Source organism: Photobacterium sanguinicancri (assembly GCF_024346675.1).
Lineage (GTDB): Bacteria > Pseudomonadota > Gammaproteobacteria > Enterobacterales > Vibrionaceae > Photobacterium > Photobacterium sanguinicancri.
Genome location: NZ_AP024850.1, coordinates 1,272,773 through 1,296,200 on the forward strand (window position 1 = coordinate 1,272,773; position 23,428 = coordinate 1,296,200).

General features: G+C 43.6%; 20 protein-coding genes. 14 read left to right on the forward strand and 6 right to left on the reverse strand.

Annotation, left to right across the window (positions count from 1 at the left end; genetic code table 11):
- Nucleotides 1-200: 200 nt before the first annotated feature.
- Nucleotides 201-1,598 (reverse strand): aminodeoxychorismate synthase component I, encoded by a 1,398-nt coding sequence (gene pabB / locus OCU87_RS06185; protein WP_261858014.1) that lies wholly within the window; start codon nucleotides 1,596-1,598, stop codon nucleotides 201-203.
- Between the two features lie 274 nt (nucleotides 1,599-1,872).
- Here pabB and OCU87_RS06190 point away from each other — a divergent pair, with 274 nt between their 5' ends.
- A complete protein-coding gene (locus OCU87_RS06190; RefSeq protein ID WP_261858015.1) occupies nucleotides 1,873-3,381 on the forward strand; it encodes a fumarate hydratase in 1,509 nt (502 codons plus the stop codon).
- On the opposite strand, the gene OCU87_RS06195 is transcribed toward OCU87_RS06190, so the two are convergent.
- Complete coding sequence (locus tag OCU87_RS06195; protein ID WP_062688669.1) at nucleotides 3,378-3,617, reverse strand: hypothetical protein; 240 nt, start codon at nucleotides 3,615-3,617, stop codon at nucleotides 3,378-3,380. The genes OCU87_RS06190 and OCU87_RS06195 overlap by 4 nt on opposite strands.
- Before the next feature lie 204 nt (nucleotides 3,618-3,821).
- On the opposite strand from OCU87_RS06195, the gene OCU87_RS06200 reads away from it, so the two are divergent.
- From OCU87_RS06200 to OCU87_RS06210, 3 genes are read left to right on the forward strand one after another with little or no spacing between them, the layout of a single operon-like run.
- Nucleotides 3,822-4,835 (forward strand): efflux RND transporter periplasmic adaptor subunit, encoded by a 1,014-nt coding sequence (locus OCU87_RS06200; RefSeq protein ID WP_261858348.1) that lies wholly within the window; start codon nucleotides 3,822-3,824, stop codon nucleotides 4,833-4,835.
- A gap of 1 nt (nucleotide 4,836) precedes the next feature.
- A complete protein-coding gene (locus OCU87_RS06205) occupies nucleotides 4,837-5,937 on the forward strand; it encodes an efflux RND transporter periplasmic adaptor subunit (RefSeq protein WP_261858016.1) in 1,101 nt (366 codons plus the stop codon).
- Nucleotides 5,934-9,026: an efflux RND transporter permease subunit gene (locus OCU87_RS06210; RefSeq protein ID WP_094956596.1), complete on the forward strand. Its 3,093-nt coding sequence runs from the start codon at nucleotides 5,934-5,936 to the stop codon at nucleotides 9,024-9,026. The genes OCU87_RS06205 and OCU87_RS06210 overlap by 4 nt, the downstream gene beginning before the upstream one ends.
- Before the next feature lie 100 nt (nucleotides 9,027-9,126).
- On the opposite strand, the gene pyrC is transcribed toward OCU87_RS06210, so the two are convergent.
- The 3 genes from pyrC to OCU87_RS06225 all read right to left on the reverse strand — a co-directional run bounded on the left by pyrC (nucleotide 9,127) and on the right by OCU87_RS06225 (nucleotide 13,757).
- Nucleotides 9,127-10,155 carry a dihydroorotase gene (gene pyrC, locus OCU87_RS06215; RefSeq protein ID WP_094956597.1) on the reverse strand — a complete coding sequence of 343 codons (1,029 nt, stop codon included), beginning with the start codon at nucleotides 10,153-10,155 and terminating at the stop codon, nucleotides 9,127-9,129.
- Nucleotides 10,156-10,288: 133 nt separating this feature from the next.
- The gene (locus OCU87_RS06220; protein ID WP_390960796.1) at nucleotides 10,289-11,224 is read right to left on the reverse strand and encodes a DMT family transporter; all 936 of its coding nucleotides are present in this window, start codon (nucleotides 11,222-11,224) and stop codon (nucleotides 10,289-10,291) included.
- A 529-nt stretch (nucleotides 11,225-11,753) separates the two neighbouring features.
- The gene (locus OCU87_RS06225) at nucleotides 11,754-13,757 is read right to left on the reverse strand and encodes a methyl-accepting chemotaxis protein (protein WP_261858018.1); all 2,004 of its coding nucleotides are present in this window, start codon (nucleotides 13,755-13,757) and stop codon (nucleotides 11,754-11,756) included.
- Between the two features lie 353 nt (nucleotides 13,758-14,110).
- Here OCU87_RS06225 and hinT point away from each other — a divergent pair, with 353 nt between their 5' ends.
- From hinT to OCU87_RS06275, 10 genes are all read left to right on the forward strand, one after another.
- Entirely contained in the window at nucleotides 14,111-14,461 is a 351-nt protein-coding gene (hinT, locus tag OCU87_RS06230; RefSeq protein ID WP_261858019.1) for a purine nucleoside phosphoramidase, read from the forward strand.
- A 101-nt stretch (nucleotides 14,462-14,562) separates the two neighbouring features.
- Nucleotides 14,563-15,948, forward strand: a complete 1,386-nt coding sequence (locus OCU87_RS06235; RefSeq protein WP_261858020.1) for a COG3014 family protein — start codon at nucleotides 14,563-14,565, stop codon at nucleotides 15,946-15,948.
- A complete protein-coding gene (locus OCU87_RS06240; RefSeq protein WP_062688677.1) occupies nucleotides 15,948-16,334 on the forward strand; it encodes a YcfL family protein in 387 nt (128 codons plus the stop codon). Before OCU87_RS06235 ends, OCU87_RS06240 begins: the two co-directional genes overlap by 1 nt.
- A 24-nt stretch (nucleotides 16,335-16,358) precedes the next feature.
- Nucleotides 16,359-16,952, forward strand: a complete 594-nt coding sequence (lpoB, locus tag OCU87_RS06245; protein ID WP_062688678.1) for a penicillin-binding protein activator LpoB — start codon at nucleotides 16,359-16,361, stop codon at nucleotides 16,950-16,952.
- A 126-nt stretch (nucleotides 16,953-17,078) separates the two neighbouring features.
- The gene (locus OCU87_RS06250) at nucleotides 17,079-17,675 is read left to right on the forward strand and encodes a TetR/AcrR family transcriptional regulator (RefSeq protein ID WP_062688680.1); all 597 of its coding nucleotides are present in this window, start codon (nucleotides 17,079-17,081) and stop codon (nucleotides 17,673-17,675) included.
- 125 nt (nucleotides 17,676-17,800) lie between these two features.
- Nucleotides 17,801-18,649: an alpha/beta hydrolase gene (locus tag OCU87_RS06255; protein WP_094956601.1), complete on the forward strand. Its 849-nt coding sequence runs from the start codon at nucleotides 17,801-17,803 to the stop codon at nucleotides 18,647-18,649.
- Nucleotides 18,650-18,695: 46 nt separating this feature from the next.
- On the forward strand, nucleotides 18,696-19,535 hold the full coding sequence (locus OCU87_RS06260) for a phosphotransferase (RefSeq protein WP_261858021.1): 840 nt from the start codon (nucleotides 18,696-18,698) through the stop codon (nucleotides 19,533-19,535).
- 242 nt (nucleotides 19,536-19,777) lie between these two features.
- Nucleotides 19,778-20,593: a DUF6279 family lipoprotein gene (locus tag OCU87_RS06265; RefSeq protein WP_261858022.1), complete on the forward strand. Its 816-nt coding sequence runs from the start codon at nucleotides 19,778-19,780 to the stop codon at nucleotides 20,591-20,593.
- A gap of 264 nt (nucleotides 20,594-20,857) precedes the next feature.
- Nucleotides 20,858-21,400, forward strand: a complete 543-nt coding sequence (ycfP, locus tag OCU87_RS06270) for an alpha/beta hydrolase YcfP (RefSeq protein ID WP_062688685.1) — start codon at nucleotides 20,858-20,860, stop codon at nucleotides 21,398-21,400.
- A 168-nt stretch (nucleotides 21,401-21,568) separates the two neighbouring features.
- A complete protein-coding gene (locus OCU87_RS06275; protein ID WP_062688686.1) occupies nucleotides 21,569-22,858 on the forward strand; it encodes an NAD(P)/FAD-dependent oxidoreductase in 1,290 nt (429 codons plus the stop codon).
- An 89-nt stretch (nucleotides 22,859-22,947) separates the two neighbouring features.
- Here OCU87_RS06275 and OCU87_RS06280 read toward each other — a convergent pair whose 3' ends face one another.
- Nucleotides 22,948-23,421, reverse strand: coding sequence for an FKBP-type peptidyl-prolyl cis-trans isomerase (locus tag OCU87_RS06280; RefSeq protein WP_062688688.1), 474 nt, complete (start codon nucleotides 23,419-23,421; stop codon nucleotides 22,948-22,950).
- Nucleotides 23,422-23,428: the final 7 nt, after the last annotated feature.

Genomic DNA, 23,428 nt, shown 5'->3' on the forward strand with positions numbered 1-23,428 from the left:
TTGTACTATTTGTATATACAGCTTCTATTTTAGTCGTTTTGGGACAGAAACGACGAGTTGTCTCAATATTTAGCTATCCATTGCTAAATATTGCTTGAAACAGCGCTCAGGATAACCGTGTTTCAAGCCGATATTCAATCACAATACTGTTTTATTGTTAAATTGATCACTGATTAAGTTATCAGTATGTAGTCATAATACTATAAAACAGGAAGTATTTTACTCAGCTTGTCCAGTGTCTCTTGATACTCACTGTTCACTTCACTGTCAGCTACAATGCCACCGCCTGCCCATGCATACATTTTATCGTGCTCAGCGACCAAGGTACGAATGGTAATGCTGGTGTCCATATTGCCGCACTGGCTAATGTAACCAATGCTGCCGCAGTACATATTGCGGCGGTTTGGCTCTAGTTCTTCAATGATTTCCATCGCACGTACTTTAGGTGCACCAGTAATCGAACCGCCAGGGAAACATGCGCGTAGTAAATCTGATGGTGAATACGGGTTATCTAATTCGCCAGTGACAGTGCTAACAAGGTGATGGACTGCTGGGAAGCTTTCAATTGCAAACAAACTCGGTACTTTTACCGTGCCTGCTTTTGCGACTCGGCCAATATCGTTACGCAATAAATCAACGATCATTAAGTTTTCAGAACGATCTTTTTCTGCGCAACGCAGTGCCTCAGCACTGGCTTGATCTTGCTGCTGATCAGTAAAGCGGGGGCGAGTGCCTTTTATTGGTTTGGTTTGAATATATCCTTGTTTGTGCTGTAAAAATCGTTCTGGTGATACAGATAAAATACAGCTTTGATTCGTGCGGATAAAACCAGAAAACGGCGCACCATTCGTTGCATCTAACTTACAATATGCCGCCCACTCATTACCGTTATAACTTGCTGAAAAACGTTGTGCTAAGTTGATTTGGTAACAATCACCAGATGTTAAATATTCCTGCACTTGATTAAACTTTTTGCAATAACTCGCAAAAGTCATGTTGGCAGACCATTCAGATGTTAATGCAAATTCATCAGCATGTTGTAAACCATGTTTTTCGTGGTTCAATTGCGCACTGTTTTTAAGTTCGGTTAACCAAGCTAATCGATTACTGTTTTTGGGAGAGACTAAAAACAGTTCTTGGCGTTGATGATCGGCAATCAGAGCCCAATCATAAATTCCAACAGCCATATCAGGTGTGGTTAAGTCTTGGATTGATGTGGAAGGTAACTTCTCGACTCGTCGCCCTAAATCATAGCCAAAAAAGCCCAAGGCCCCACCAAGAAAAGGGATATCCGTCATAGTGTTAACCGACGGTAATAATGAAGCTTGTAGCGATGCGACTAACTCAAACGGATCATCGGTGCTTGTTTTTTCATCACCTTCTGACAATTTAATACGGGTTATTTCACCTTGTGTCTCTAAAGTGGCTAAAGGATCAGCAACTAAAATATCAAAGCGATTATCTGGATGATTGTTTGCAGCAGAGCGTAATATCATAGCCCACGGCATTGCGGATAGTGGTGAAAACCACTCCAGAGATGCCGTTGGATGATACTTGAGCTGTTCTATCTTTAGTGAGGATTGCGATTTACAAATCATTTTCTTTTTTGTGACAGCTGTTCGATTAGCGCGTAGCGCGAAGTTGTCGGCAAGAGTATCATAAAGTTAGTTTTGAATACGACGCCCAAGGAAGAACCTTTTGGTGTATTTTTGGCGATTTATGTCAGTAAATATAACAAAAGGAATATGCCGCAGGATATTGGCAATGTGATTACCCTTTTCCCTATAAATACTGATTGGTATTTTGAAGTGGTAATCATGACAAGGACGCAAATCGGGCGCCATGGAATGATAATAATCAACGAGGGCAAATATGACTGTCATCCGTAAAGAAGATGTGATTAGTAGTGTTGCAGATGCTTTGCAATATATCTCTTACTATCACCCACTGGACTTTGTTCAAGCATTGGAAAAAGCGTACAACAAAGAACAAAGTCAGGCAGCGAAAGATGCTATCGCGCAGATTTTAATAAACTCGCGAATGTCTGCGGAAGGTCACCGCCCAATTTGTCAGGATACAGGCATTGTTACTTGTTTTGTTAAGATCGGCATGAATGTCCAGTGGGACAGCGATTTAACAGTGCAAGAAATGATAGATGAAGGTGTACGACAAGCTTACACCAACCCAGATAACCCGCTACGTGCATCCGTTGTTGCTGATCCAGCAGGTAGCCGTACGAACACCAAAGATAATGCTCCAGCGGTTGTGCATATTGACATGGTACCGGGCAACAAAGTTGATATTCAAATTGCAGCCAAAGGCGGCGGTTCTGAAAATAAAACAAAAATGGTGATGTTGAACCCGTCTGATGATATTGCAGAGTGGGTTGAGAAAACCGTACCACTAATGGGTGCTGGTTGGTGTCCTCCGGGTATGCTTGGTATAGGTATTGGCGGTACAGCTGAAAAAGCAGCGGTACTGGCAAAAGAATCCTTAATGGAATCGATTGATATCCATGAGCTACAAGCGCGCGGTGCACAGAATGCAGAAGAAGAACTTCGCTTAGATATTTATGATCGTGTGAACAAGCTAGGTATTGGTGCACAAGGCCTTGGTGGCATGACGACGGTTATTGATGTGAAAATCAAAACTGCGCCAACCCATGCTGCCTCTAAACCTGTTTGTATGATCCCGAACTGTGCGGCAACACGCCATGTTCATTTCACGCTTGATGGTCAAGGTCCTGCAGAATTAACACCGCCGAAACTTGAAGATTGGCCTGAAGTAACATGGGAAGTGGGTGATAACGTTCGTCGTGTGAATGTAGACGAGATCACTAAAGCGGATGTTCAAGAGTGGAAATCAGGCGAGACAGTACTGCTGTCAGGTAAAATTTTAACTGGTCGTGATGCAGCGCATAAGCGTATTCAAGACATGCTGGCACGTGGTGAAGATTTCCCTGTTGATTTCAATAACCGCTTTATTTATTACGTAGGTCCTGTTGATGCAGTGGGTGATGAAGTTGTAGGCCCTGCTGGCCCAACAACATCAACGCGTATGGATAAATTTACTGACATGATGTTAGAGCAAGCTGGCTTAACAGGCATGATTGGTAAAGCTGAACGCGGTCCAATGGCAATCGAATCTATCAAGGAAAACAAAGCGGTTTACTTGATGGCAGTGGGCGGTGCAGCTTACCTTGTTGCGAAAGCCATCAAAAAAGCACGTGTTGTCGCTTTTGAAGATTTAGGTATGGAAGCGATTTACGAGTTTGAAGTGGAGGATATGCCAGTGACAGTGGCTGTTGATTCAACTGGTAATAATGCCCACCAGACAGGTCCAGATATCTGGAAAGTGAAAATTGCTGAAATGGATGCTTAATACTGACATCTGTTAAATAAATAAAAAGGAGCTTCGGCTCCTTTTTGCTTTTCTGTTGTTATTTTATCTTGCTGTTGCGAGTTCATTTCATAAAAACCACTTGGTTTGGCTCTATTTTCCCTATCGCCTTTCATGTCATAACTTCGCTTGTTATAAGCATAAATATCCTTTCTGCTGAACTCTGTGTCTACACTGTTTAAAAGCATCCACAAAATTTTTACTGTATTAATGTGCAATTTGTCACACTTAGTCAGGCAAAAAAAGGATGTTTATCAGCGCCAGATAAAAGACTGACAGGGGTGTAGATGCCGATGATGATGGATAAGTGCGTAAGTGCTCAGTCGCAGAATCTCGATAAACAGAGCTTCGTTGACGAGAGCTCTACAAACAAATATTTATTCTTAAAAGGCAAACAATACGTCACACGATTTTTTACTGCAATGGCAGCATGCTTATCATTAGCGGCGTGTGGGGAGAAAGAACTCGCCGTGGCTGAACCTGATTCACGGCCAGTGAAATTGATGCCAGTTTCCGTTGGCAATAAAGATACGTTTCGAACTTTTCCTGCGACCGTTGAAGCTGGTGATAAGGCCATTCTGGCGTTTAGGGTTTCTGGTGAATTGGCCAGTATCTCTGTGAATGCTGGTGATGTTGTGAAAAAGGGTAAAAAGTTGGCAATGCTTAATGTTGATGAGCTCACGCAGTTGATGAAGCAAGCGCAAGCGAACTATCAACTGGCATTAGTTCAATTTAACCGTGACGTTGAACTGCGAAAGACCAAGGTGATATCTGAACTCGATTACGATACGTCCAAAGCCGCCCTCAAACAAGCCAAAGCCAGCCTTGATAAAGCCAAAGCCAATCTTAGTTATGCCACCTTACTTGCCCCTTACGATGGCAACATTTCATTGTCTTTGATTGAAAATTATGAATTTGTGAACGCGAAAGAACCGGTATTACATATTCAAAGTGCCGGATTAATTAACGTGACCTTCCAGTTGCCCGATCACTTATTTTCACGATTTAAAGGCTACACCAACACGATTAACCCAGTTGTGACGTTTGATACTGAGTTAGATAAAACCTATCTCGCACAATTTAAAGAAGTCGATACCGAGGCAGACCCAAAAACATCCAGCTACAAGGTGACGTTATACATGGAACGCCCGAGAGGTAAGAATATTTTGCCAGGGATGTCTGGACAAGTTCGGATAAAAATTCCTAGAGGGAAGGTCGGAGCGATTCCTCTGCGTGCGATTATCACCGAAGGCAGTGCAACGTATGTTTGGCGTGTTAGCGATGAGGGATTAATTGAAAAAACAGCCGTTGAATTAGATGAAAATAACCGAATCACGCAAGGACTCCAAGATGGAGATTTGATTGCTACTTCGGGGGTTGATGAATTGGTCGATGGTCAAAAAGTCCGTTCTTGGATTAAAGAGAGGGGGCTATAACATGATGAAGCTATTATCTACGTCAGGTCTTTTTACGATTGGTTTAACCGCTATTTTAGTGTCGGGCTGTGATAAAGCGGCCGTCGAACCAAGAGTGATCGCTCAGCCGATAAAAATTTCCACGGTGTCATTGGCCAATGCTGCACCATTATTGACTTTTCCCGCTGTCGCAGCTGCGGCAGACAAATCCAGCTTATCTTTTCGCATCCAAGGCGAAGTTACTAAAGTATTGATTCGTCCTGGTGCATTAGTGAAAAAAGGCCAGTTACTGGCAGAACTTGAACCTACAGATTATCAACTAGAAGTCGATGATGCGCTCGCTAAATATAATGTGGCAGATAGCCAGTATCGTCGTTCGGCAAAATTGGTCGATAAAGGCTATATAGCGCAGTCTCAATTTGATGAATTACGCGCCCAACGTAGTATCGCCAGAGCGCGATTAGATCTTGCGCGATTACGGTTAACCTTTACTAAACTACGTGCGCCTTTCTCTGGTGTTATCTCTAAAGTCCCCATTGAAGAATTTGAAAACGTACAAGTGGGCCAACAAGTGATGAATATCCATAGTACTAAGCAGGTGGACATTCATATTCAAGCGCCAGATATGGTTTTCTCTCAGCGTTCAGCGGTCGAGATTGAACGTGATAGACCCAATGCCCGCGTAGTAATGCCTGATGGCGTGGAATATCGCGCCAAGCTAAAAGAATTCACCACCGAGCTTGACCCTGATTCAGGCACTTTCCTTGTAACGTTAACCATGCCAATGCCTAGCGATCGCTTCATTCTTGATGGTATGGCCGTTGAAGTAAAAGCGGATGCGCAAAAGTTGAAAATTTATCAAGAAGGTGAGCCTGTTGTGCCCGTTGAAGCTATTTTCAACGAAGACGGTGATGGGATCGAACAAGCCAATAAATTCGTATGGGTCGTCAATACGGACAATACCGTCACGAAACGGCAAATCATAACCGACAAAGTGGTTCCTGAAGGGGTGCGAATTCTTTCTGGTGTGACAGAAGGTGAGCAAATAGTCATCGCGGGTGGTAATCGCCTTCGTGATGGGCAAAGTGTGATTGTTGTTGATGAAGAGGATAACCAACCATGAAACAAGATATCGCATCCTATTTCATCGAAAATAAAGTGATTAGCTGGATGTTGACGCTTATCTTTATGATCGGCGGCACCATGGCTTTCTTTGGTCTTGGCCGTTTGGAAGACCCTGCTTTTACGATTAAAGATGCCATGGTGGTGACCTCATACCCTGGCGCCACCCCGCTGCAAGTTGAAGAAGAGGTGACGTACCCGATTGAAAAAGCGATTCAGCAGCTGACCTATGTCGATGAGGTGAATTCCATTTCAAGTCGTGGCTTATCACAAATAACGGTCACGATGAAAAACAACTATGGCCCAGACGATTTACCCCAAATTTGGGATGAACTACGCCGAAAGGTCAACGATTTAAAACCGAGCTTACCACCCGGTGTTGCTGACCCTTCGGTGATTGATGATTTTGGTGATGTGTTCGGCATTTTATTAGCGATAACGGGGAATGGTTACAGCTACAAAGAATTGAATGATTACGTTGATTACCTACGACGAGAAATCGAGTTAGTTGATGGTGTTGGTAAAGTGTCAGTCACTGGAACGCAGCAAGAACAAGTCTTTATTGAGATATCACTCCAGCGTTTGACTAGTTTGGGAATTTCTCCCCAAACGATTTATGGCACCTTAGCGGCACAAAACTTAGTTAGCAGTGCAGGGGCTGTGCGTGTGGGTGATGAATATATTCGAGTTCACCCAACAGGCGAGTTCAAAAACGTTGATGAGCTTGGGGACTTGATCATCACGGAGAGTGGTGCAGAAGGGCTGATTTATTTACGTGATGTCGCCACCATTCAGCGTGGTTTTAAAGAAATTCCCTCCAATCTGATTAATTTCAATGGTAAGCAAGCACTGAACGTGGGGATCTCGTTTGTCTCTGGCGTCAATGTGGTGAAAATTGGTGACCAAGTTCAGCGTCGCCTTGCCGAATTGAAAGAACAGCAGCCTATTGGGATTAACATTAGTGCTGTTTATAGCCAGCCAACGGAAGTGGATAAATCGGTCAGTGGCTTTGTGGTCAGTTTAGGCCAAGCTGTCGCCATTGTGATCGTAGTGTTGTTGTTTTTTATGGGGCTACGGTCCGGTCTTTTGATTGGCTTAATTCTGTTACTGACAGTGTTAGGTACTTTTGTGTTCATGAAGTGGATGGCAATCGACTTACAACGTATCTCCTTAGGGGCTTTGGTTATCGCGCTGGGGATGCTGGTGGATAATGCCATCGTGGTGGTCGAAGGGGTGCTGATAGGGATGCAAAAGGGGCGGACTCGCTCTCAGGCTGCCTCTGATATTGTTACCCAAACCAAGTGGCCCTTGCTAGGGGCGACGGTTATAGCAGTAATGGCGTTTGCCCCCATTGGTTTGTCACAAGATTCGACTGGTGAGTATTGCCGAACCTTATTTACCGTATTACTTGTTTCCTTAATGCTTAGTTGGTTTACCGCGATTTCGCTCACGCCCTTTTTCTGCGACATGTTCTTTAAGAGCGTTAAAATCGATGAAAACGCCAAGGATAGTGATCCTTATGCGGGTAAATTCTTCGTCGTATATAAAGCCTCTTTAGAGTGGTGTATGCGCCGCGCATGGTTAACGGTTGTTTCGCTCGTGATTATGCTGGGTGTCAGTTTGTATGGGTTTACCTTACTTAAACAGTCCTTCTTCCCTTCTTCAACAACGCCTATGTTTATGGTGGACGTGTGGCTGCCAGAAGGCACCGATATTCGTGCGACCAATGCGGCGTTAAAAGAGTTGGAAGGGGCTTTACAACAGCAAGACGGGGTCGAGTATGTTAGCTCAAGTGCAGGGAAAGGTTCGCAGCGATTTATGCTGACCTACACACCTGAAAAAAGCTATGCCTCATACGGTGAACTTATTGTTCGCTTGGAATCGTTTGATGCAGTGCTACCTAATATGGCGATGTTTAGCGAGTTACTCGATAAGGAATTCCCACAGCTTGAGTACAAGCTCAAACAAATCATGCTTGGTCCATCTTCTGGCGCCAAAATTGAAGCGCGTCTTGTTGGGCCTGATCCAACGGTGTTACGTAGCTTAGGAAAGCAAGTGGTCGATATTATGCATGCCGATCCCGGTGCGTTTAATATTCGTCATGATTGGCGTGAACGTACCAAGGTTATTGAGCCTGTATTTAATGAAAGCCAAGCGCGTCGATACGGTATTACCAAAGAAGAAGTTGATGACTTATTACAAATGGCTTTTTCTGGCTTAACGGTTGGTATTTACCGAGATGGGACTAACTTGATGCCAATTGTGGCGCGTTTACCAGAGAAAGAACGGGTCGATGTTTCTACTATTGAAGGCATGAAAATATGGAGCCCCGTCAATCAAGGTTACGTACCGTTACAACAAGTCATGCTGGGTGTGAACATACGTTGGGAAGATCCGTTGATTGTTAGAAAAGACCGTAAGCGAATGCTAACTGTCATGGCCGATCCCAACCCATTAGGTGATGAAACGGCTGCAACGGTGCAAGCACGTATTCAACCTGTGATTGAAGGACTCGATTATCCTCCAGGCTATTCTTTAGAGTGGGGCGGTGAGTATGAATCGTCGGCTGATGCACAAGCGTCGTTATTCTCAACTATGCCTATGGGCTACTTGGTGATGTTCTTGATTACGATTTTCTTATTCAAGAAGGTTAAAGAAGCCTTGATTGTGTGGGCGACAGTTCCACTGGCGGTAATCGGTGTGACGACAGGCTTATTAGCCCTTAATACGCCATTTGGTTTTATGGCGTTACTTGGATTTTTAAGTCTTTCTGGCATGTTAGTTAAAAACGGTATTGTCCTGATTGATCAGATAGAAATTGAGGTAGCCAGCGGTAAAGACATGTATAGCGCCGTGGTTGATGCGGCGGTGAGTCGGGTACGACCTGTGTGTATGGCGGCGATAACAACCGTGCTCGGGATGCTACCTTTATTACCTGATGTGTTCTTTAAGCCAATGGCGGTTACTATTATGTTTGGTCTGAGCTTTGCCACTGTGCTGACCTTGATTGTGGTGCCTGTGCTTTATCGTTTGTTTCATAAGGTCGAGATTCCAGACTCTAGTTCGGTGCAGTTAGCGACGCAGAGCTAAGTCGGTCAAATATCGCGATAGATGAGATACGAAAAAGGCTCCGCTTTTATTAAAGCGGAGCCTTTGTGCTATTCAGTTTGCAGTTTGAATTAAAGAGCGCTTAGCGTACTTTCCACTGCATGTCTTCACCCGCCAGAATTGGCACTACTACGTCGTTACCAAAGGTCATGGTTTCAGGTACTGCCCATGCTTCTTTTTGTAGCGTAATCGTGTCGGTGTTACGCGGTAGGTCGTAGAAGTCAGGGCCGTTAAAGCTGGCAAAGCCTTCTAGCTTATCTAAAGCATCAGCTTCTTCAAATACACTCGCGTAAAGCTCGATAGCGGCGTGTGCTGTGTATGAACCTGCACAACCACACGCTGATTCTTTACGGCCTTTAGCGTGTGGCGCTGAATCTGTCCCTAAGAAGAACTTCTTGCTGCCACTGGTTGCGGCTTCAATCAACGCTTGTTGATGCGTGCTACGTTTTAGGATTGGTAGGCAGAAAAAGTGTGGACGGATACCGCCAACCAACATGTGGTTACGGTTAAACATCAGATGGTGAGCTGTAATTGTCGCAGCAACGTTCGGGCCTGCATTTTTCACAAACTCTACAGCGTCAGCCGTGGTGATGTGCTCAAGAACAATTTTCAGTTCTGGTAGCATGTCAACAATTGGGCCTAAAACGTTATCTAGGAAAGCTTTTTCGCGGTCGAAGATATCAACATCGTGTGTAGTCACTTCACCGTGGATAAGCAAAGGCATACCGACTTCTTGCATTGCTTTGAATGTAGGAAGTAGCTGTTCAATCGAAGTCACACCTGAATCTGAATTGGTTGTTGCGCCAGCAGGGTAAAGTTTAGCGGCGTAAACATGGCCAGTGGCTTTGGCTTTGCGGATTTCTTCAGGAGAGGTGTTGTCGGTTAGGTAGATAACCATAAGAGGGGAGAAATTGCCTTGAGGACCTTCAGCAAGAATACGTTCACGATAAGATAATGCTGCATCGGTGTCCGTTACTGGTGGGATCAAGTTTGGCATTATGATCGCGCGTCCCATATAACGGCTGATGTCGCGAACAGTATCTTTTAGTACGTCGCCATCGCGTAAATGCACATGCCAATCATCGGGGCGTGTGATAGTCAAAGTCGTCATAGTCGCTTACCTCCCAAAAAATTTGCCCGATTCTAAAAGTATAACTTAATGATGTAAAGGTGAATTCTACATCAAATCGGGCAAACGGTGATTTTAGACGCAATCGTTTGCTGGAGGTCGCTATTTGGTCGTGTTATTTCCTATTCATTAACACGACTGAGTAGACGACTACTGACATGCCAATCGCATGGTACAAGGTAAATGCTTCTCCCAGTAATACCACAGCGAAGATCGCAGTAATAGCTGGGCCTATATTACTGGTTAAGCTGAGTTGCGAGGGACTTAAGCGTTGCATTGCTGCTGCGATTAAGAAAGAAGGCAATACGGTACAAAAGAACCCCATTATCACACCTATGATGATGAACTCTCGACTAAATGTACTTGGCTCAACACCAGTGATATTACTTTGTAACAGAATGATAAATCCCGCCGAACCCATACCGATACAAGTAAAGAGTTGGCTGCCCATTTTGGTGATCAGGGATTTACTCAATACTAAATAGGTCGCGAAGATGATTGCAGAACCTATGGCTAGTCCACTGCCTAATAGGGTGTTACCTCCCATGCTGGATAGGTCGTGCGCCACGATACAGCTGACGCCGAGATACCCTAATCCTGTTGCTTTCAGGGTACGTGATGAAGGCGTTTGTTTTAGCCAGAACCAGCTAATTAGCACCACAAATGTTGGGAACAGGAATATAAGTAAACGCTCAAGCTGCGCACTGACGTACTGAAGCGACAAAATATCCAAGTAGGAAGCTATGTAATAGCCTAATACACCAACAAGCCCTGCGGGTAAGCTATAACGAAGAAGGTTACTCCTATGGGTTTGATGGCGGCATAGCCATAGCAGCATCGCAAGGTAAAAAGGGAGCGAGAAAGCAGCACGTATCGCCATTATAGCAACGGGATCGCCGCCGAATTGATACGCGAACTTAACCAAAATCGGCTTGATAGAAAATAGCACTGTCGCAATTAATGCCAGCAGTATCCCAGTGGCAATATCTGCGCCTGTATTATTTCGCACCTCTATATTTCGCGCCTCTGTATTTCGCGCTTCCGTATTCAGGGTGTCCGTCTTTTGGGGGGCACTAGCAACGTTGCTTTGCTTGATATTGTTATTTGAGTGCGTGTTTGCGTTGGTTGTATCCATACTTGGCTCTTTATTAACAACTGTGAAGTTCGCAGTAAAGGTGTCAGCTGAGCGGTGATGGATGCAGGAGGAAGGCTATTTTTTCGGCTGAAGCTTTGGTTTGAATCATAGCGGCTGTGCATACATCACAGCCCAAAGGAAACTACAGGCTGAGAGTCTGGGAGAGGTTGAGCCAGAGGAGGTGAGCGGGTGCTGTCGCACAAGTTAGTGAAGGGTGATAGGTCATCATACTGCTCCTCGTCGTTAAGAAATAATCATGTTTAAAAACAAGCTAAAGCTTTTGGTCTTTAGCCGCAAGGGTATGGTATTAAAACAGTGCGAAATAAGGGGATAGTTGAATATCACCGAATAAGCGCGCATATAAAAACGGCTAACTGATGTTAGCCGTTTGTCTTTTATGTTGATTGCATCACGCTTACTTGGTGATCAATGAAGCCAAAATTAATTAAACCTTAAAGCGATGCACCAAGCTGTTTTGCTGGTGGGCCAGTTGATCCAGCTTGCTACTTGCTTCTGCGACTTCTTCCATTGAAGTAAAGTTTGCATCAGCAATATGGCTGATATCTTCAAGGCTACGTGCAATGTTCCCCGTGGTACTGCGCTGCTCTTGCGCTGCATGGGCAATGTGCTCGCTCATTTCGCTGATATCTAGAATAATGGCTTGGATTTCTTCCATTGCACCGTTGGCATCTGATGCTTGACTGATGCTGTTATCCATCTCAGAAACGCAGCTTTGCATCATGGTAACAGCCTGCCCAGAGCTGCTTTGTAAGCTTTGAATCATGGATTCAATTTCAGCGGTTGAATCTGTGGTACGTTTCGCAAGGACACGAACTTCGTCTGCGACTACAGCAAACCCGCGACCTTGATCGCCTGCGCGTGCTGCTTCAATTGCTGCGTTTAATGCGAGTAAGTTGGTTTGGTCTGCGATATTGCGAATGACATCTAAAATTGATCCAATATTACTGCTCATTTCTTGTAGCTTGCCTACGGCACTGACTGACTCATCCAGTCGCGTAGATAATTGGTGAGCGGTATTGATGTTGCGGCTCATTACGTCACGGCCAATATCAGCGGCTTTACTCACTTCAATAACACGTTCCATTGAGCTTTGTGCGCTGCGAGAGACATCTGCCACGGATTGCTCCATTTCTGTCATTGCCGTGGCAACAGAGCCTGTTTGCTGACGCTGTTCATTGAGGCGATCTTTAGCCGCAGTTGTTGTAGTTTGGTTTTCAGTTGCAACATTGGTTAAATCTTCAGAAGCAGAACTGATCTCTCCCAACACCTCTTGTAAGTTGCCAGCTAAGGTATTGATATGGCTGCTCAGCTTTTGGAATTCGATGAAGTGATTATTTTCAATTCGCTGAGTCATATCACCATCGGTAAGCGCTTCTAATGTTTTAAGTGTTGAACGAAGTGGTTTTCGTACGCTTTGTGCGAGTACCCAGCCGATGAAAATTGCAAAAAATGTCACACAAAAACCGATAAGCACAGCATTACGTAGGCCTTGATTATAGGCAGTTTCAGCTTTTTCGATAGCACCATTCATCAGGCTGTTTGCTTGATTTTGGAAGGTGTTAAGTAAGTTAACAGCTTCATCGACTTCTGTCGCTAATACCGAGATGTTGTCATACAGGCGGTTTTTAGCATTGACGTAATCGTAATGGGTCGCAAGGATACCGTCGCTTTGGCCTATATCACGCGTATATTGCTGAATAGCCTTATCAAAGTTTTGTTTTAGTGCCGGTAGTTGAGTTGATAAACCTCGGTAAGCATCATTCAAATGGCTGATATAGCGTCTGTTTTTTTTCATCGCCTTACTGATAGCGTCAGCATCATCGATGGCAAGGGCATCGGATGTAATGGTTTCTGTTTGCTCTAACTTGATGAAATAACTCTTAGCCATCATTTTTACAGTGAAGCTCTCTTGATCATCAATGTATTCCTTCATCTTTACGCTTAATTGGGGGTAAAGTTGTTGGAATCGGCGGGCCATTCGTTGACGTTCAGCTTGAGCAACAAGTTGTGTGCGATAATTGGCCATCGCATTATTTGCCTCAGTGAAATAACGTTGTTCTAGGCTTAGTAGCTGATCGGTTTGGGCGCGAAGTGCTGGGTGTTTTTGCACTTCGTTAAGCAATGCTTCCTGTGTCGCTAAATAGGTATTGTGCGCTTCAGTGAAGGTTGCTTGATAGGTTGCCATGCGATCGAGGTTTTGACTGGTGAGGTAGTCTTTGAAAATCTTGTCGGCTGCTAATAAGCGTACACTCGCTTGGCTGGCAGTCGAAACTAGCGGTAGCGATTCTGATGTAACCGCCTCTAGCTGGGCATGAATGCGGTTAGTTCCTTGCAACATCAATGCGATTGTTATAACAAAAAGTACAACCATGACTGCAAATCCCGCATACATTCGACGTATGACAGAGGTTTGTCTTTTATTCTTCATAATGTCCCTAAATAGTCGCTCAAGGCATACTTGGGTGAGTGTGTATGCAAAATAAGAAAAGTACGTTTAACCGCTGAGTCTGACTTCTTTTTCATCGGTGTTTCATTACTAATCAAAATAGCTAAGTATCTGTTCTGTACTATGTTTGACTGTAACACCAGTTGTAGAGTCTTAATGTTAGCCTTGATAATAATTGAGTTTCTAATACACATTCTTTGAACTGCGCTGCAAAAAAAGAGTCACAGAATGCAATATTCACTGGAATTAATGTTTAAAACAGTGTTCAATATTGCTCTGAACGCTGGAGTCGAGCATACTCTTTGGTGATGTAATCTTTTGAAATGGAGCATGGCATGGCCGAAGAAACGATCTTCAGTAAAATTATTCGTAAGGAAATCCCAGCGGATGTCCTTTATCAAGATGAGATGGTGACAGCATTTCGTGATATTAACCCGCGTGCGCCAAGTCATATTCTGATTATTCCGAATAAGCTGCTTCCAACAGTTAACGATATAGAAGCAGACGATGAAGCGATGATGGGACGTTTGTTTACCGTTGCACGTAAATTAGCGAAAGACGAAGGTATTGCTGAAAATGGTTACCGTTTAATTGTGAACTGTAATCCGCATGGTGGCCAAGAGGTTTACCATATCCACATGCATTTAGTCGGTGGTCGTCCACTTGGCCCTATGATTGTTGGCTAAATAAGTAAGAGGAGTGAAGGCATGCTAGGCATGGTTCACTCCTCGTTATTGACTGTTTGTTGGTGATTAACCAGCTCAATGGATGAAAGGCTATAAATTTCATGCTGAAAAAAGCCGCAACGGTATTGTTATCTTTGACATTAGCGGCCTGTGCTAATTTATCTGCTCAGGGATTGTTTAGTCATTACAGTGCAGCGATGGCCCCTACACATACGGCTTTAGAGCAAGGGCGATACGAATCCGCAATTGAATCATTGCCAACAGCACCTGCTGGCCCCATTCTTGATGGTATGGAGCAGGGACGAACACGCTTTATTGCTCAACAATATCCTGCCAGTTTTTCTGCTTTTCAGGGCGCTGATATCGCCGTGAAAGAGCAACAGAGTAAAGCGATTATCCAAGTGTCTGAAGGCTTTAATCAAGCTGGTGCGATACTAACTAACGATAATATGATCACCTATCAACCGACTGATTACGAGTTGGGCTTTTTACATCTTTATCTTGCGCTTAATTACGTACAGCAGCATAAACTCGAGGGTGCATTAGTTGAAGTGCGTCGTGCGAATATGGTGCAAGAAGCGGCACGTAAAATCCGAGAGAAAGAACTTGCTAGTGCTGAAAAGGCGGTAAAGAAAAAAGGCATTAGTGACAATATTGGTGCGGTACTGGCACGTTACCCTGATGCGGGTACAACGCTAAGTGCAGTACAAAATGGCTATCTGTTTTTCTTATCGGGTGTGTTGTACGAAGCGGATGGCGATTTGAATGGCGCTTATATCGACTTCAAGCGCGCATTAGCGGTTGCTCCTAATAATATATATGTCGCACAAACAGTACTGCGTTTAGCAACACGACTACAAATGCGTGATGATTTACAAACACTCGAAGCGCGTTATGGTAAGTATCAAAAGTCAGCGAAAAATGAAGGTAGAGTGGTTATCTTTGATGAGCAAGGTGTCGTTGCTGCTCGTGATAACTGGCGATTGCCGCTTTATCTGAGTGACAGCCGTGGTCAAGGTGCTATCTATAATTTAGCATTGCCATACTATCGCAATGTGACTTTACCAAGATTATCGCCACTTAAATTGGGCAATAACTCATTGAATAGTGAACAAGTTGCTAATGTTAATAGCATGGCGCAACAGAGCTTGTCTGAAGGTTTACCAGCAATAGTGGTTCGCCAAGCATTGCGTGTACTGGCAAAAGATGAAGTGAGACGTACAGCTGCAAAAAATGGCGATGATGTTGGCAATGTATTAGCGAATATTTTTAATACGCTGACAGAGCAACCCGATACGCGTAGTTGGCAAACATTGCCAGCCGCTATCAATATTTATCAGGATGATGTCAAAGCGGGAACGCAGACGTTAAGTTGGAATGGGCAACAGTTGGATGTTGAAGTGAAAGCAGGACGCACAACCATGGTTTGGGTGTCACGCCAAGGCAATCAAGTCAGCTGGTGGTCAGTATTACTAGGAGCAAATTAATGAAAGCACTATCTGTCTTGTTATTTGCATTGATGCTGTCGGCATGTGCGCCACGGACATCAGGCATTAGCATTGAAAGCAGCAATCAAAATGTGGTGATTGGCAATTCATCTTTAGCGAGTAAGTTAACGATTGAAAAAGCCATGATTACAAATGTAAATGGATTGATGAAAGCAGCTGTGCCTGTAACGAGTCAATCTGAAAATGACCTCCAACTTCAATATCGTATCTATTGGTATGATGCACAAGGCCTTGAGCTTGAGGGCAGCGATGCACCTTGGCGCCAATTTGTGATTCATGGTAAAGACTCGATGACACTCCAAGCGGTAGCGACTAGTGCTAACGCAAAGCAGTACCGAATTTATATTCGCCGCGCTAATTATTAATTGATTATTTTTAAAGGTAAGAAGATGAAAAAAGGCCTAATCGCTGTATTAAGTTTAGCTATGTTATTGGGTGGTTGTGCTCAGAAAGTTAGCTACGGTGACGCTCAAGAAGCGGAAACGACAACCATTGAATTTGGTTCTACGGATCTACAGAAAATTGCGGTAGAAATGACAGATAGCATGCTTGCTTCTGGTTCTGTTGCTTACATCACGGCTAATGGCAAACGTCCGATCGTAGTGGTTGATAGTATTAAAAACAAAACCAGTGAGCACATTGATACAGAATCTGTAACGGATTCTATCAGCACGCGCCTATTAAATTCTGGTAAGTTCCGTTTTGTTGATATGACGCGTGTTGAAGCGGTTCGTAAACAACTTAACTTCCAAAATAACGATGAGCTAGTTAATCAAAGCACTGCTATTCAGTTCGGCCAAATGGTTGGCGCGCAATACATGCTTTACGGTAATCTAGCGAGCATCGTTAAGCAAAACGGTAGTGACAAAGACGTTTACTACAAAATGACAATGCGCTTGATGGATCTTAAAACAGGTTTGATCGAGTGGGCGGACGAGACTGAAATCCGTAAGCAAGAAGCGAAGTCGCTATTTGGCATGTAATACCAATTAGTCACTGATTCAACAAATAACGCCAATGAATGCTCGTTGGCGTTATTTTTTTGCCAAAAAAGTACGATCGTGCTAAAAATGGTGTCAGGCATTAAATAGGCAGCACTCGTACCGATAATGAGCAAAAAGAAAGCAACACGAGAACATATTCTAGCCACAGCTTTTGAGGCCGCTAGTACGACAGGATTAGACAGCTTAACCATAGGGAAGCTGGCGACGGATGTGGGTATGTCTAAAAGCGGTTTATTTTCTCATTTTCAGTCGAAAGAAAACCTGCAGGTGGCTGTGATTGAGTATACCGGCATGTTGTTTGTTGAGCGGGTGATCCAACCTGCACGAATAGCGCAGACGGAGAATGTTGAACACAAGCTACGTCTATTGTTTAAACATTGGCTTGCTTGGAATCGTTCATTCCAAGGTAGCTGTATGTTTATCGATGCATGGAAAGATAAAGCAGGTGAGGCTGATTGCGCTTTACAGGCTGCTTTACAAGGAATGACGCGTCGTTGGCTGGATTATTTGGTACACCAACTAGAGAAAGGGAAAGCGAGTGGAGAGTTTCGTGTAAGTATTGATAGCTGGCAAGAAGTTTACCGTTTATATGGTATCTATTTGAGTAGCCACTTATTTCAATCATTAGCATTAGAAACCGATGATCATCAGCGTTTTTGGACTGGGATCGACAGTTTGTTTAACGAATGGCGACAGCCATAACTATCAGGGTATAAATTGCAGCACAGTGATGTTATGCGTTTATGCCTTAAATTTTAATAATAAAAAGCACGGTCGTTCTATTTTTGGTTTCAATATAACGTCGAGACTTGATGGAGAAGGTTAGGATGAGTAGCAAAATTTACTTTAAGCAAACAGGTGGCGTGAATTTACGCCGTGGGTTCATTAATGTTGCATCACGGTTGCATCATCGTATTGCTCCTGCACATGCAAAGCAATTTGCCAAAAAACTATTGCTGACGCCTGTGCGTTCTAAAAAAGTCATCATTGAACCTGAAGGGCTTGTGCGCCAGTCGATTGAGACATCAGAGGGTAAGATCATGACTTACCGTTTAGGAAGTGGTCCTACGTGGGTGCTAGGCCATGGTTGGTCTGGCTCATCCAGTCAATTTTTCCCATTGATGGAGTATATTGCGCAGGCTGGCTATACCGCATTGGCGTTTGATAACCCGGCTCATGGTGAGAGTGAAGGTCAGTTTGGGCATTTGCCTGGGTTTGTCGCTGCTTTAGATGGTGTTTTAGAACAGCAAGATGCCATTGCTGGTATTGTTGCACATAGTATGGGAGGCGCAATGGTACTTGAGAGTCGACACCTATGCTTAGAGAGTAAACCTGTGTTATTGGTTGCCCCTGTACTCAATTATGCTGAAAACCTGATGACAACGGTTGAGCGTTCAGGCTTTTCAATGAAGCTTTTCCAAGAAGTGATTGATGAAATTGCGGTGAGTTATCAATACGAACTTGAAAGTATTAACCCATTGCAGCGTCTTCAGCTCACGAAAGCTCGCACGGTTATTGTGCATGATAAAGCTGATAAATTTGCATCCTTCTCAGAATCCGAGCTGGCAGGAGAATTGTCTCATGTTACCTTGATTGCAACTGAAGGGTTAGGGCATGGCCGAATCCTAAAAAGTGAGCAATTACGTCAAGGTTTTGATTTATTAGCGCGTGCTTAAAGCCGTGGTTTAGTAGGTATAAATTTAAATAGGCAGAATTAAGAAAATGGCAACAAAGGTAGATACATTGGTTTTTGATACGGCGATTAAAACCATGATTGAGCATCAGATTGGTCAGCCTATTATTAATGCAGCCCCTTTGTTGGGGGGGCTAAGTAATCGTTGTTGGCGAGTCGACTTTGATTCATTTTCTGCCGTATGGCGACCTGTTGCCAAGGCATCAGATGCGTTTGCTGTTTCGCGCTTGCATGAGTCTCAAGTACTTCTTCAACTACAGGAAAAGCCATTTTCACCCAATGTCTTATTACTTGCCGATGATGGCTTACTTGTTGAGTGGCACGCTGGTGAGGTGCATCACACGCCATGTGATCTTAATACGATGATGTCTCTTCAAGCACGTATTCATCAATGCGTAGCGCCTGTTCACACTTTAGACGTACACGAAAAAGCGGCTTTGTACTGGTGCGCAATATTGCCTGATGACAAGCATGCTGAGCTTGAGTCGGTTTTTAATCGTTTTCAGCAAACCGCGCTGCCTTATGCCTTTCCGCTGACTTGCTGTCACTTTGATTTGGGCTATTACAACGTTATTCGTTGTGAAGACCAGACGGATGCAGTCATTGACTGGGAGTATTCGGCAGCAGGTGACCCAGCATTGGATCTGGCGATGACAATTCAAGCCAATGACTATGAGCGTGAAGCCGCAGTGAATGCATATTGTCGAGCGCGTAATGACGATAACATTGAGTATTGGCAAAACGCTGTCATTGCATGGCAACCTTGGTGCGATTATCTTGCCATGCTATGGTATTTTGCAGGAGCGCAAGTTTGGCAAGATCAGAGCTATCGTGATCAAGGTAAAAAGCTATTAAATCAATTGCTTTGATTGAAATATAAGCGAACTAGCAGAACGGAATTACAAGGAATGTAATTTCAACTCGTGGTAACGGTCTATATTGATCGTTAAAGGCATTACATTCGTATTAATTTAGTGTCACAAACATAGACTGACTCCAAGGATTAGTGAGGTTAGTATTGAAATCGCTTTTATCATCATTGTTTCATAATACAGATACTGCTAAATCTTGGCGGTATACCTTCTGCTGTTCTTACCTGCTACGAGCAAGTGTGATTCTCACTGTCCTTTTTACAACAGGGTGCGTGCTTCGTCTTGGTTACAATACGCTTAATTTCTGGATCCCATATTATGTTTCGGATTATGTCAGCTTAAACTCAGCGCAAGAACGCGCGTTTGAAACTAATCTTGATTTGGCACTTGAACAACATCGCGTAAAAGAGCTTCCTAAGATCCACCGTTTAATTTCAGAACTTCAAGCGGATCTTGAAAAACCACTGACTTTCCAGCAGATAAAAAGCTATCACTTCAAATTTACAGCGGTGGGGCAAGAATCGGCGACTATTTTCATTCCGACATTTTCAGCTATGTTGAGATCGCTTAATGCTTCCCAGCGAAACCAATTTAATAAAAAAATTGAAGATGATATTGAAAAAGTACGGCAAGAGCGTGTGAAGCTCACGACTGAACAAAAAATTAAAAAGCGAAGTTTGGATCTTCAAGCAAAAGCGAAAGATTGGTTAGGCTCGCTAACCACTAAGCAAAGAGGGCTACTAACAGAGCTTGCAGGCTACCAAGTCGAGATGGAGCCGACATTTTTCTCAGTCAGACAGCATTTTTTATCTGATTGGAAAGCCTTGATGTCTCAACAGCGCTCAACGCAATTTCAACAGCAACTCAAGATAACGGTTCACCAGCTTTTGGCTTTTGAAAACCCTAAAGTAGAAAAAGAACTCACCTTCTATTTGAATCGCCGTTTTGATGTTATGCGCCGACTTAATCATAGCCTGAGCGATAACCAGCTTGAACACTTACAGGGATTGTTGACTGATCTGCGTAAGGATATGGCAAAGCTTATTCATGAATAGCACTGAGTAAATAACCTATGCTATTGGTCTATACGTTTAAATATTAAGATATGCTTTGCCGCCTTTTCATCGCAACAACGCCTATTTTGGGGCAGCGAAAAGCAGATGAAATAGCGCTAACCTTACTAATATGAAGGCTGGCGGCTGTGCAAAGAACTGTGGAGTATTCCTCGATTTTGCATACTAATCCCGACAATTGACTTTTAAACCCTACGAAACGTGTTAGATTAATTTTGCAAGATATATAAACCGAGGGAGAAAAGGATGATCATTTATCTGCACGGCTTCGATTCAACAAGCCCAGGTAACCACGAAAAGGTTTTACAACTACAGTTTATCGATCCCGATGTACGGTTTGTTAACTACAGTACGCGCCATCCTAAACACGATATGCAGCACCTACTAAAAGAGGTGCACAAATTGATTGAAGAATCGAGTGATAAAAACCCTATTATTTGTGGGGTTGGTTTGGGTGGGTTCTGGTCTGAGAGGATTGGTTTTTTATGCGGTATTAAACAGGTCATTTTTAACCCGAATTTACACCCTGAAATTAACATGGAAGGAAGAATTGACCGACCAGAAGAGTATTTAGACATAGCGACTAAATGTGTTTCCGAATTTAGAGAAAAAAATGCAGGTAATTGTCTATGCATACTTTCAACTCAAGATGAAATATTAGATAATCGTCACACAAGTGATGCTCTAGGTGATTACTACAAAATCATCTGGGATGAGAAACAAACTCATAAATTCCAAAAATTATCTCAGCATCTACAAACTATAAAAGCGTTTAAAGAAACAATCTAAGCCTCCTACGCCTTTGAAGGACTGATTATAAATCGGTCCTTCTATCTATTTGCCCTCTGAAACCGCGAGGTTTCATGGTCAGTTTGTCTTAGTGTTTACTGTTGTCAGCCACAGAGCTAAGTCGAGCTATTCAAGACAAGAATTCGATAAATCAAAGAGGAAGTAATCGTGACGCGAATTATCGTTGTTGGCGGTGGTGCCGGTGGGCTTGAGCTTGCTACAAAACTAGGTCGTACATTGGGTCGCAAAGGTCGTGCAGAAGTCACGCTTGTTGATCGCAAAGCAAGTCATTTATGGAAGCCTCTTCTACACGAAGTAGCAACAGGTTCGATGGACGCAGGTGTGGATGCATTAAGCTATCGCGCACATGCTAAAAATCATCACTTCGATTTCCAAATGGGTAGTTTGCAAGAAATTAATCGTGAAGCTAAAACGATTACGCTTTCTGAATTACACAATAAACAAGGTGAATTGTTAATGCCTGAGCGTGAGCTTGCGTATGACATCCTTGTTATGGCGATCGGCTCAACGTCTAACGATTTCAACACTCAAGGCGTACGTGATAACTGTATTTTCCTTGATAGCCCAGAGCAAGCACACCGTTTCCGTACAGAAATGAACGATCAGTTCTTGAAGCTTCACGCTAATAAAGAGCAGAAAACCGTTGATATCGCAATTGTTGGTGCAGGTGCGACGGGTGTAGAACTTTCTGCTGAACTACACAATGCTGTGAAAGAGCTGCAAAACTATGGTTTTGGTGGTCTAGACAGCTCACGCTTAAACGTGAATTTGGTTGAAGCGGGTGAGCGTATTCTTCCTGCTTTACCGCCACGTATTTCATCAGCAGCGCACAGTGAACTAACCAAGCTTGGTGTGAATGTTCGCACTGCTACAATGGTAACGAAAGCCGATGAGTCTGGTCTAACAACGAAAGACGGTGAACACATTCCTGCACAAATCATGGTTTGGGCTGCTGGTATTAAAGCACCTGATTTCATGAAAGACATTGCGGGTCTTGAAACTAATCGCATTAACCAACTTGTTGTTAAACCAACACTGCAAACTACGCGTGATGATGACATTTACGCGATTGGTGATTTAGCGTCTTGTGTTCAAGCTGATGGTAGTTTTGTACCACCTCGAGCACAAGCTGCACACCAAATGGCAAGTCGTTGTTTTTCTAACATTGTTGCGAAAATCACTGACCGTGAGCAAAAACCATACGTATACAGTGACCATGGCTCACTTGTTTCTTTAAGTCGTTTCTCGACGGTAGGTAGCCTGATGGGTAACCTAACGAAAGGCTCGATGATGGTTGAAGGTCGTATTGCACGTGTTGTGTATATTTCACTATACCGAATGCATCAGGTTGCTTTGCATGGTGTGATTAAGACGGGTTTGATGATGCTGGTAGGGCGAATCAACCGCGTACTTCGTCCGAACCTGAAACTTCACTAAGTTAGCTTGAATAAACCAGATAATAAAAAACCGCCAATGTGATAATGGCGGTTTTTTTTACGTCTGCGTTTTAGGGCTTTTTTAAGCGATTAGTTGATTTTGATGAGCTCAACATCAAAAATCAGCACTGAACCTGGTGGAATGCTACCAATTGCACGGTTGCCATAAGCAAGATTAGCAGGAATAAAGAAGCGGGTTTTCTCGCCCTCTACCATTAGCTGTACACCTTCAGTCCAACCTGCGATTACTTGGTTTAGACCAAAATCAATTGGTTGACCGCGATCTACTGAACTATCGAATACAGAACCATCTAATAAAGTACCATGGTAGTGCACAGTCACTTTATCTGATGCTTTTGGATGAGCGCTGCCAGTGCCTGCTTGAAGCACTTGGTATTGCAGACCTGAAGCTGTGACATTCACACCCTCATTTTGTTTGTTCTCAGCCAGAAAGGTTTCACCTGCTTGGATATTTTCAGCTGCTGCTTTTTTGTTGCTTTGAGAGCGATACATGAAAAAAATCACGAAGCCAATAATGGCAATGGTTACGATAATCTTGAACACAGGCTGT

Bases quoted from the DNA above. Each gene is read 5' to 3' on its own strand.
- ycfP (WP_062688685.1), top strand. From the start codon at position 20,858: ATGATCATTTATCTGCACGGCTTCGATTCAACAAGCCCAGGTAACCAC.
- OCU87_RS06210 (WP_094956596.1), top strand. From the start codon at position 5,934: ATGAAACAAGATATCGCATCCTATTTCATCGAAAATAAAGTGATTAGC.
- OCU87_RS06240 (WP_062688677.1), top strand. From the start codon at position 15,948: ATGAAAGCACTATCTGTCTTGTTATTTGCATTGATGCTGTCGGCATGT.
- pabB (WP_261858014.1), bottom strand. From the start codon at position 1,598: ATGATTTGTAAATCGCAATCCTCACTAAAGATAGAACAGCTCAAGTAT.
- lpoB (WP_062688678.1), top strand. From the start codon at position 16,359: ATGAAAAAAGGCCTAATCGCTGTATTAAGTTTAGCTATGTTATTGGGT.
- OCU87_RS06235 (WP_261858020.1), top strand. From the start codon at position 14,563: ATGCTGAAAAAAGCCGCAACGGTATTGTTATCTTTGACATTAGCGGCC.
- OCU87_RS06205 (WP_261858016.1), top strand. From the start codon at position 4,837: ATGATGAAGCTATTATCTACGTCAGGTCTTTTTACGATTGGTTTAACC.
- OCU87_RS06255 (WP_094956601.1), top strand. From the start codon at position 17,801: ATGAGTAGCAAAATTTACTTTAAGCAAACAGGTGGCGTGAATTTACGC.
- OCU87_RS06250 (WP_062688680.1), top strand. From the start codon at position 17,079: ATGAGCAAAAAGAAAGCAACACGAGAACATATTCTAGCCACAGCTTTT.
- OCU87_RS06260 (WP_261858021.1), top strand. From the start codon at position 18,696: ATGGCAACAAAGGTAGATACATTGGTTTTTGATACGGCGATTAAAACC.
- pyrC (WP_094956597.1), bottom strand. From the start codon at position 10,155: ATGACGACTTTGACTATCACACGCCCCGATGATTGGCATGTGCATTTA.
- hinT (WP_261858019.1), top strand. From the start codon at position 14,111: ATGGCCGAAGAAACGATCTTCAGTAAAATTATTCGTAAGGAAATCCCA.
- OCU87_RS06190 (WP_261858015.1), top strand. From the start codon at position 1,873: ATGACTGTCATCCGTAAAGAAGATGTGATTAGTAGTGTTGCAGATGCT.
- OCU87_RS06225 (WP_261858018.1), bottom strand. From the start codon at position 13,757: ATGAAGAATAAAAGACAAACCTCTGTCATACGTCGAATGTATGCGGGA.
- OCU87_RS06200 (WP_261858348.1), top strand. From the start codon at position 3,822: ATGGCAGCATGCTTATCATTAGCGGCGTGTGGGGAGAAAGAACTCGCC.